This is a genomic window from Paracoccus sp. (in: a-proteobacteria) (assembly GCF_047973135.1).
Lineage (GTDB): Bacteria > Pseudomonadota > Alphaproteobacteria > Rhodobacterales > Rhodobacteraceae > Paracoccus.
Genome location: NZ_JBKEBL010000015.1, coordinates 1 through 9475 on the forward strand (window position 1 = coordinate 1; position 9475 = coordinate 9475).

Here is a 9475-nt window from a genome sequence, read left to right on the forward strand (position 1 = left end):
ACCCACCTCACCGATCCGCTTGCGCCAGCGCACCAGCGAGGAGGGATCGATCGGTGGCCGGTGCTGAAAGAACGTCTCACCGGTGAAATGCTGGTAGGAGGGGTTCTCGACCCAACGGGCGATCACCGCCTCGTCCGACAGCTTGAAGGCGTGCTGCAGATATAGCCTGACGACTTTCTTCTGATTATGCTGTCAGGCTATAACCATTTGATTTCACGCTGATGCTGCGCCAATTTGATGATCAAATTGGCTTCCGTCAGCTATACATCAGCCCGGCCACCAGCCGCGGCGATGTCGCCCGACGACCGGTCGTCGAGGGGAAGAACCCGGCCCACTCCCGCTCGAAGAATGCCCAGTCGATCAAACTCGCCAGTTTCACCAGCTCATGCCGGGCGTCGATCATGTCGAGCAATCGGGGGCGGAGCAGGTCATCCTGTTCGGGGGCGTGGGAATGCGGCTTCATCGACGATCCGAATTTGCAGGGTTTCTGCTTCAACAATACAAAACCCTGCAGAAAAAAGCCAGAAATACCGGAAGTTCATAACACAAAATCAATGCGTTCCACGTTGTTCAGACCAGACTAAATATGCGATGTCTGCTGGCGCAAACCCGCCCTCCGAAACAGATCATTGTTATCGACGCCAGCCAGAACGCCGATCAACATCGCCATGTTCTGGATTCGATGCTCGCAGGAACCGGTATCAATCTCGTCTTTCAGTCCGCAGTGGCAAGGTCATCCGCCGCGCAGCGCAATCAGGGCCTTTCCTCCGTTACTGCGGATGTTGTGGTATTTATAGATGATGACTCGCTTCTTTTTCCGGATTGCGCCGAAAAATTCATGAGCGTTTTCGAGAATGATCGCGAACAGAAGATTGCAGGACTGGCACTGAATACTGTCGCAAGTCTTCCAGCGGCAGCAATTGATTATTTCATGAAAGAGACAAAGCCCGGAAACTCGTCAGCAGCCATCGAACGAAAGAAGGGGGGGACCGCAGAGAATGCTTCTCTGTTGAAATACTTGGAACAATTCCGTTTCTGGAGGTTTTTTCGACGGGAAATTCTCATGCAGGCGAAGGACCGCATGTTTATTCCCTATGACCGCTATCGTGATCGGGCGCATGATCGTGAAGGAAACAACAATGCCGTATTGGTAGGGTATTTGCCCGGTTGCGGTATGGTGGTGCGCACGAATATTGCGCGAATCGAAAAATTCAACTCGTTTCTTTGCGCATACTGCCCAGGCGAAGATCTGGATGCCAGTTATCGATATGGCAGGCATGGGTTGTGCATATTTGCTCCGGATGCTCGCCTTAATCATTATGAGGCGGCAGGCAGCAGGATAGCTCGCATGCAAGCGACGTCATTGGGTATCTCGAACGTAGCCCTTTTTGTACATACGAACAGCGATTCACCGATTCGACATCGTGCCTCATTCGCAATTTACCTGGGGCGCAGGCTGATCGGTGAATTTCTCAAGGACTTGCTGGCGCGAAGATTCAGTTTTCCTCAGGCGCGAGGCGTGCTTTTGGCCATTCCCCGATCCTATGGAATTTTTCGCCGGTCACTTCCCGATGCCCAGCAGTGGTACCTTGAACAACAGCGCGTATTCCTTGGTCGCTGAACAACGGGGCCGGTGACAGGGCCATCTCAGGCCAACGGCCCTGACGATTGACCGCTGCCGAAGGTTTGGTCTTGCGGCGGTAGCACGGCAGACCCGGCCCGGAAGCATGGCGCATCGTGCCGCCGGGCGGGGGACTGTGTCGGCGTCGTGTACGGGTCAATCCCACGGGCCGTTGGTATAGCTGACGGAAGCCAATTTGATCATCAAATTGGCGCAGCATCAGCGTAAAATCAAATGGTTATAGCCTGACAAAACAATCAAAAGAAAGTCGTCAGGCTATATGACAAACGAAATGGGCCGGTCCGGCACCAATCCGGGGCGTTTCCGTCAGGATTTGGGAAAGACGAACACCCGGTCGCGACGCAGCATCAGCCACATGGCCGTACCCGCGGGCGGCAGGAACACGCCCGGAACTGTGGCAGTCAGGGCGATCCCGCCTTCATCGGTCGCGAATTCGACCAGCGATTCCCGGCCCAGATAGCGGGCGCGAACGACCTGCGCACGCGCGGCCGTGCCGTCTTCGGCGGTTGGCAAGGGGCCGCTCCCCGCGCGGTCGAAATCCATGCGCAGGTGCTGCGGGCGGATGACGATCTCTACCTCACGGCCATCAGCGACGCCGGGGGTCAGGAACCGGCCAAAGGGGGTATGGGTCAGCGCGCCCTGAACGCGCCCGGTCAACACGTTGATGTCACTGAAGAACGCCGCCGCCTGCCGGTCGGTGGGCGCATTGTACAGGTTATAGGGCGCGCCCTGTTGGACAATCCGGCCGTTGCGCATCAACAGGATCTGGTCGGCCATGCGCATTGCCTCGTCGGGTTCATGCGTGACCAGCAGGACGGCGCTGCGTTCTTCTTTCAACAGCGACAGGGTCTCGTCCCGGATGCCGTCGCGCAGGCGTTCGTCCAGCCCGCTGAAGGGCTCGTCCATCAGCAGCACGCGGGGGCGAGGGGCCAAGGCGCGGGCCAGCGCGACGCGTTGCTGTTCGCCGCCCGACAATTCATGCGGATAGCTGTCGATATGGCGGCTCATATGCACACGCTCGACCAGTTCGGCCACACGGGGGCGGTTGGCGGCATAGCCGCCCTTCAGGCCAAAGGCGACATTCTCGCTGACCGGCAGGTGCGGAAACAGCGCGAAGTCCTGAAACATCAGCCCGACGGCGCGGCGTTCCGGCGGAATGCGAAAGACCGTGTCGCAGACCAGATTGCCATCGACGAAGATCCTGCCGCTATCCTGCATGTCCACCCCGGCGACGATCCGGAGAGTGGTGGATTTGCCGCAGCCCGAGGGCCCCAGCAGACAGGCGACCTCGCCGGCATTGACCGTGAACGAGACCTGATCGACAACCCGCTGCCCGTCAAAGGCGCGGATCAGGTTCTGAACCTCCAGTCGGGGCGGGGTGATCACGGAATTGGCCGATTCTTTCGCTAAGGTTTTCTTGCCGTAGCAGGGACGGACCATGCCCGCAACCTTGCGCCGGTTCTTTGCCAAGTTCCGCAGCGTCAGATCGTTGCGTTCAGCGCGCCGCCGTCCAGAAGGATGTTCTGGCCGATGATGAAACGCGCCTGCTGACTGCACAGAAAGGCGCAGGTAGCGCCGAAATCGGCGGGCTCGCCATAGCTGCGGGTGGGTATAGTCGCCTCGCGCTGTTTGCGGGCCTCGGCCAGAGTGATGCCCTGCGCCCCGGCGACCCCGCTATCCAGACTGACCGCGCGGTCGGTGGCGTGGATGCCCGGCAGGATATTGTTGACGCAGACGCCATGCGGGGCCACCTGTCGCGACATGCCCGCGACAAAGCCGGTCAGCCCGGTCCGTGCCGTGTTCGACAGCCCCAACGCCGGAATGGGCGAGCGGACCGATTGCGAGGTGATGTTGACGACCCGGCCCCAGCCGCGTTCCATCATGCCGGGCACCAGCGCCTGCATCAGCGCGATGGCTGACAGCATGTTGGCGTCGATGGCGCGGATGAAATCGTCGCGGTTCCAATCGGTCCACTTGCCCGGAGGCGGCCCGCCCGCATTCGTCACCAGAATATCGGCCTGTCCGACCGCCTTCAGCACGGCGGCACGACCGTCATCTGTGGTGATGTCGGCCGCGACCGGTGTGACGCTGACGCCATGGGCGGCGGCAATTTCCTGCGCGGTTCGGGTAATCTCTGGGCCGGTCCGGCTGTTGATGACCAGATCGACCCCGGCCGCAGCCAAGGCCTCGGCGCATCCGCGCCCCAGTCCTTTCGAGGCCGCGCAGACCAGCCCCCGCTTACCCCTGATGCCCAGATCCATTCTGCCCTCCTTTATTGCTGAAGGGCAGGAAACGCGGACCGCCCGCCATTGTCAAACAGCTTTGCTGCCAGACAGGACACAGCGGACCGCGTCTTGCCGGTCAGGGCTCGGCGTTGGGGATCGGGTTGGCCACTACCACCACGTCGCCGCCGACCGACCAGTTCGCCTCGACATAGGCCAGATACTGACCGTCTGGCCCCTCGGCAAAGAAGGTCACGATCTGGTGGCTGCCCTCGCTGCGGCTTTCCGGAGGCTGAAACCCGACGCCCGCATTGCGCAGCATCGTCTCGACCAGCGGCGATTTCACGTCGTTCACCGCATCCAGACGAGGAGAATGCAGCGTGCCGATCACCGCTGCCAAAGCCTGCGGCGCGGTGTCCCGGTCGGCGCAACTGTTCAGCACCAGCGCCGTCACATCGGGTGCCGTTCCGGGTAACCAGCCGCCATCGACGCGAACGACCGGCATGGCCGCGTTCGCACCCCGGACGCGGGTGTCCAGTGCGTCGAATATGGCGCATCCCGACAGTCCGGGAATTTCAAGCGGGAACACATCCAGATTGACTTCGGGAATGCCCGTTATCGCGGAAATCGCCGCCACGTCCTCGGCGCTTGCTGTGGTTGTCATTGTTAATGTCATGGCAAATATTGCTGCCTTCAGATTGCCGGTCATCGCCATTGGCTTAGACCGGACTGTTGAAATCGTTAAATTTGCGGATTTTTGACATGCGATCCCGTGTCATCCGTGGTTGTCGATATTGTTCGGGTCATCGGCCTTTGCCTTGACCGGCAACAGAGCAGGCCCGTCATTGTTGAACTTATCCTTGTTCCGAACATCGTCGAAGGTCGCGGTCGCGGGGTCAAGTCCCATCAGACCGGCCATGAACGACACGATATTTTTCTGGTCGTCGCTGCCGTCGTCGCGGAGGGCCTTGCCGATATTGGCATAGCTGCCCGAAGTCTTGTCGGTCAGGTAATAGGCCCGGTCATAAGCCTGCTTCGCCGTGGGCGGGTGTCCATTCGTGGCCGTGAAACCGGCATTCCAGGCGCGGTATTCATCCATGAAATAGGCATAGGACTGTTCGTTTCCGCCGGGGGTCAGCGTGTGGTTCACCTCATGCGCCAGCGTGTCCACGGCGACCTTGATGGCCTTCGAGTCGCCGGGATCGATCTTGTCGGCTCCGGCACTGACAAATTCGTTGTTCAGGATGATCCGTGCGCCCTTGCCCCTGTCACCGCCGGCCCGGCCCCAAGTGGTCGTTCCGGGGTTGGATTCGATCTTTTCCCATTTCAGGTTGATGTCGTCATTTTCAAGGATCCGGTCCACCGTATTCTGGCGCGTCTGGTTCGCGTTCGGGGTGGTCTCGCTGGTGTTGAACCCGATCATCTTGGCCGATCGCTGCTGGTCCTCGAAGCCCTGATTGCGGAACCAGTTCCGGTCGCCCATCTGCGTCAGATCGTCGATGACGGCCTTTTCGGGATAGTTCTTGACCTGCTCCATGATGGCGATCCGTGCATCGCGGTTCGTGGTCGAGCCGCGCGAATCCTGTTTCCCGAACAGATCGGATTTCAGCAGATTGTCATAGGCTGATTGCGCGTCCTGATTTCCGCCAAGCTTTGCCTGAATATCCTTGTCCAGTTGCCTTTCCTGAGCAGAACCCAACCGGCTGTTACCATCGTCTTTCGGGGGTCTGGACGGCTCTCCGGGTTTTTTGGGGAAGCCGGGAATGTCCGGCAGATCTGGGATGTTGGGCAGGCCGGGAATATTGATGTCGCCAATATCTATATCGGGAAACGAGAAGAACTGATTGTTGGCGGCGCGGCTTTGTAGCGCCGAGGCCGATTCAGTTGAAGCCGCTTCAGTTGAGGATTGCGCCTTCGCGCTGGAAGCAGCCTGTTTGCCGCTGAGCATGTCGCGGCTTTTGCTGGAAAGCTCTGGTGTCGCTGAGCTGCGGACAGAATTATTCTGCTGGTTTTCTATCGGTTTCATAAAATGTCACTCTCAAAACAAAAAACGAAAAAAGTAAAAAATGCTAAAAAACAGGATGGATAGTCAGTGGTATTCTCGTGTGGGTCAAGAGATCGCGCCAAGGATCAGCGAAGCATCGCCCGCATGGGCTGACGCCATGGCCCGGCCCATCTGGGTATTGCCACCATAAGGGGCAGAGATCACAAGATTTTATTCCGGGCTGCCGCCGGGCGTAAAGTTGCCGCAGAGAAAGCGGAAAGTCGCGGGCTGACCTGCGACCTGCTTTGTCGGCCCGGAATCAGACTGTCGCGGCGGCGCGAAGGGCGCGGATATTTTCGCCATAGGCCAGCGGCTCATCGGCGGATCCGCCCTTGAAGATCGCCGATCCGGCGACCAGCACATCGGCCCCGGCGCGGGCGACGACGGGGGCGATTTTTGTGTCAATCCCGCCATCGACCTGAATATGGATCGGGCGGTCGCCGATCATGCCGCGCAGGCGGGCAATCTTGTCGATCTGGCTGTGGGTGAATTTCTGCCCGCCAAAGCCGGGGTTCACGGTCATCACCACGACCATGTCGCACAGATCCAGCAGATACTCGATGGCCTCAAGCGGCGTGCCGGGATTGATCGCCACGCCGGTTTTCCGGCCGGTCGCGCGGATCGCCTGAAGGGTGCGGTGCGGATGCGGGCCAGCCTCGACATGGGCGGTGATCATGTCCGCCCCGGCCTCGGCATAGGCCTCGATACAGGGATCGACCGGCGTAATCATCAGATGCACATCCATGAACCCCGAGACATGTCGGCGGAACGCCTTGACGGCGGGGGGGCCAAAGGTCAGGTTCGGAACGAAATGCCCGTCCATGACATCGACATGAATCCAGTCGGCGCCCTGCGCCTCAAGCGCCCGGATCTCGCGTCCGAAATCGGCGAAATCGGCGGACAGGATCGACGGGGCGATCTTGATCTTGCGGTCGAATGTCATGGCGGGCCTTCCTGCGGCTGTCTGCTGTTGCAAGGATATGTCTGCCGGATAGGATTGAAACGGCACCGGCGTCAACAGGTGGCGCCGCTATTGCGCCTCGCGCCACATCGCATATCCGCCCGCCGCCGCGATCAGCGCGGCCCCGATCAGGGTCGGCGCATCGGGACGTTCGCCAAAGGCCAGAACCGCCACCAGCAACGCAAAGCCCAGCCGGGTATAGCGGAACGGTGCCACGGCCGAGGCCTCGCCGATCCGGCCCGCCGCGACCATCGCGATGTAGCCGGTCACACCAAGGACCAGCGCCCCGGCAAACGACCCCCATTCCGGCAGCGCGGGCAGCACTGGCGGGGCCGAGAACAGCGCCAGCAACAGCCCGGCTGGCACCACGGCGGCATAGGCCGATCCCGACACCATGCCCGAGGGAATATCGGCAGGGATCCGGCGTGTCGCCAGATCGCGCAGGGTCAGCGCCGCCACACCGATCAGCGCCCACAGCGCAGCGGGCTGAAACCCCGCCATGCCGGGCCGGATGATCAGCAGCACACCCGCCAGCCCCAGCCCGACCGAGGCCCAGCGCCGCCAGCCAACCTGCTCGCCCAGAAACAGCGCGGCCCCCATCACAAGGGTCAGGGGCAGCAATTGCAGCACCGCCGAGGCCGTCGCCAGATCGCCCACCGCCAGCGCGGTCAGATACGCGACCGCGCCGATCGCCTCGCCCAGCCCGCGGGCCAGCACGACCGGATGCAGCAGCTTGCGCGACCACATCCGCTGTCCGCGCCGCGCCATCGCCGCCCAGATCGCCAGACAGCCGGTGCCGCCGGACATGACCAGCAATTGCCAGACCGGCAGCCGCATGCTGAGATGTTTCAGAAACGCATCCTCCAGCGCGAACAGCGCCATGGACAGCGTCATCAGCCCGGCGGCGCGGGCGTTGTCCGTCATGACCCGGCCTCGATCCGGGCAACCAGCGCGGGCAGTTCGGCGATGGATCGCAGCCGGTGAAAGCCGGGCGCGGCGGGATCCGCGGCCTGTTCGGCGGCCCAGGTCAGGTCATGCGGGATCAGCACCGCCTGCCCCCGCAGCTCCAGCACCGGCAGGACGTCGCTTTTGACCGAGTTTCCAGCCATCAGGAACCGCTGCGGCCCGATCCCGTGGCGGGCCAGCAGGCGGGCATAGGTGGCGGGGGTCTTGTCGGCGACGATCTCGACCGCGTCGAACAGATCGGCCAGCCCCGAGGCCGCGATCTTGCGTTCCTGATCCCACAGATCGCCCTTGGTGATCAGCAGCAGCCGACGGCCGCACAGCGCCTTCAGCGCCTCGGGGACGCCGGCGATCAGATGCACGGGATGAGCCAGCATGTCCTGCCCCATCTCAAGGATGCGCGCGATGGCGCGTCCATCGATGCGTGCATCGGTCAGCTCGATCGCCGTCTGCACCATGGACAGCGTAAAGCCCTTGATCCCAAAGCCATAGCGCGCCAGATTCCGGCGCTCGACCCGGTCCAGACGACTGGCAATCACCTGCGGATCCGCGTATCCGGCCAGCAGATCGGCCAGCCCGGCCTGACTTTTGCGAAAAAATGTCTCGTTTTCCCAAAGCGTGTCGTCGGCATCCAGCCCGATGGCGTCGATCATCCCTCTTGGCCTCCTGTCATGGGTCCGCGAACCGGGATCAAACCGGCCCCGCTGCAGAACGTCGGATATATTTGACCCGCTGTGCAGGATTTTTCGGGTCTTGTCAGCAGACGTCATGTAAAGCCGGTCCAGCCGTCAGGGATTTCGCCCAAAACGAAGCTTCGGTACCGGGCGCATGACGGGCGGGTATGCGGGCTGCGGTGCAACACCCGCGTGCGTTGCTTTGGCGCGCTACGCAACAGCGGTCTGGGGCGGTGCGGGAAAGCCCAGCAAGTGCTGGGTTTGGGGCCGCACAGGGCGGGCACCGGGGCGGCACAGAATGTGCACAGGCTGTACACTGCTGGCCTGCGTTGCGTGACTTCGGCGTTGCTAGGAATGCGTCCCGCGGTGGCCGGGGGAGCTGCGCCCCCCGGACCCCCAGCCATGGCCTGCGGCGCGTGGGGTGCTTGTTGGGTTTGCCGGGTGCCCGGACTGCCACCCGCAGACCGGAGTGCGCGCCTAAGGCGCGCGCTCGGCCGGGCGGCAGCGGGCGGGTCGGGCTTTTCCCGCCCCGCCCCCCCCTCTCCGTTCACCCGACTTCGGATCACGGACGCAGGCACTGATGAAGCGCGGGAAATGGCTGGCGGAAAAAACCGTGTTGTCAGATTTGTCAGGCGATTCGGCCCGACCGAATGCGGCATATTTGCGCGGTGCCACAAGATATTGTCATCGCACCGCCTGCCGCCGCGATCACCACCCTGCGCCGGAGATTGAGGCGGATAAAGGAATCTGTTATGAATTGCCTCTATAAGGGCAGGATAATGCCGGTTTCACGGTGCCCTGGGCAAGAGAATCGAGGAGACAGTCCATGTTCAACCGCATCTTCATCGCGGCCGCAGCCATTGTGTTGACAACGCCGCTGGCCATGGCGGGGCCAGTCGACAGCGCCTGCATCCGGTCGGACCGCTCGAATGGCAACCGCTCGCTCTGCGGCTGCATCCAGCAGGTCGC

8 protein-coding genes and 2 pseudogenes are annotated in these 9475 nt (G+C 61.8%); 1 reads left to right on the forward strand and 9 read right to left on the reverse strand.

All coding sequences use genetic code 11. The features are described from left to right. A pseudogene (locus ACK5L9_RS01055) lies at positions 1–165 on the reverse strand (transposase); the annotation flags it as partial. Between the two features lie 103 nt (positions 166–268). Further along, a pseudogene (locus ACK5L9_RS01060) lies at positions 269–463 on the reverse strand (IS5/IS1182 family transposase); the annotation flags it as partial. 123 nt (positions 464–586) lie between these two features. Between ACK5L9_RS01060 and ACK5L9_RS01065 the strand changes: the two are divergent. Continuing rightward, positions 587–1621 (forward strand): glycosyltransferase family 2 protein, encoded by a 1035-nt coding sequence (locus ACK5L9_RS01065; RefSeq protein WP_416909593.1) that lies wholly within the window; start codon positions 587–589, stop codon positions 1619–1621. A gap of 327 nt (positions 1622–1948) precedes the next feature. On the opposite strand, the gene ACK5L9_RS01070 is transcribed toward ACK5L9_RS01065, so the two are convergent. The 7 genes from ACK5L9_RS01070 to ACK5L9_RS01100 form a co-directional block, all read right to left on the reverse strand. Next, positions 1949–3082: an ABC transporter ATP-binding protein gene (locus tag ACK5L9_RS01070; protein WP_416909594.1), complete on the reverse strand. Its 1134-nt coding sequence runs from the start codon at positions 3080–3082 to the stop codon at positions 1949–1951. Between the two features lie 41 nt (positions 3083–3123). Further along, on the reverse strand, positions 3124–3903 hold the full coding sequence (locus ACK5L9_RS01075; RefSeq protein WP_416909595.1) for an SDR family oxidoreductase: 780 nt from the start codon (positions 3901–3903) through the stop codon (positions 3124–3126). Between the two features lie 100 nt (positions 3904–4003). Beyond that, positions 4004–4528, reverse strand: a complete 525-nt coding sequence (locus ACK5L9_RS01080) for a hypothetical protein (protein ID WP_416909596.1) — start codon at positions 4526–4528, stop codon at positions 4004–4006. Positions 4529–4639: 111 nt separating this feature from the next. Beyond that, positions 4640–5563 carry a hypothetical protein gene (locus ACK5L9_RS01085; protein ID WP_416909597.1) on the reverse strand — a complete coding sequence of 308 codons (924 nt, stop codon included), beginning with the start codon at positions 5561–5563 and terminating at the stop codon, positions 4640–4642. 604 nt (positions 5564–6167) lie between these two features. Continuing rightward, a complete protein-coding gene (gene rpe, locus ACK5L9_RS01090) occupies positions 6168–6851 on the reverse strand; it encodes a ribulose-phosphate 3-epimerase (RefSeq protein ID WP_416909598.1) in 684 nt (227 codons plus the stop codon). Positions 6852–6938: 87 nt separating this feature from the next. Continuing rightward, positions 6939–7793, reverse strand: a complete 855-nt coding sequence (locus ACK5L9_RS01095; protein ID WP_416909599.1) for a DMT family transporter — start codon at positions 7791–7793, stop codon at positions 6939–6941. Beyond that, positions 7790–8485, reverse strand: a complete 696-nt coding sequence (locus tag ACK5L9_RS01100; RefSeq protein ID WP_416909600.1) for an HAD family hydrolase — start codon at positions 8483–8485, stop codon at positions 7790–7792. The genes ACK5L9_RS01095 and ACK5L9_RS01100 overlap by 4 nt, the downstream gene beginning before the upstream one ends. Positions 8486–9475: the final 990 nt, after the last annotated feature.

Excerpts from the sequence above, each read along its gene's own strand:
- ACK5L9_RS01075 (WP_416909595.1), bottom strand. The coding sequence starts at position 3,903 with ATGGATCTGGGCATCAGGGGTAAGCGGGGGCTGGTCTGCGCGGCCTCG.
- ACK5L9_RS01095 (WP_416909599.1), bottom strand. The coding sequence starts at position 7,793 with ATGACGGACAACGCCCGCGCCGCCGGGCTGATGACGCTGTCCATGGCG.
- ACK5L9_RS01100 (WP_416909600.1), bottom strand. The coding sequence starts at position 8,485 with ATGATCGACGCCATCGGGCTGGATGCCGACGACACGCTTTGGGAAAAC.
- rpe (WP_416909598.1), bottom strand. The coding sequence starts at position 6,851 with ATGACATTCGACCGCAAGATCAAGATCGCCCCGTCGATCCTGTCCGCC.
- ACK5L9_RS01080 (WP_416909596.1), bottom strand. The coding sequence starts at position 4,528 with ATGACAACCACAGCAAGCGCCGAGGACGTGGCGGCGATTTCCGCGATA.
- ACK5L9_RS01065 (WP_416909593.1), top strand. The coding sequence starts at position 587 with ATGCGATGTCTGCTGGCGCAAACCCGCCCTCCGAAACAGATCATTGTT.
- ACK5L9_RS01070 (WP_416909594.1), bottom strand. The coding sequence starts at position 3,082 with ATGGTCCGTCCCTGCTACGGCAAGAAAACCTTAGCGAAAGAATCGGCC.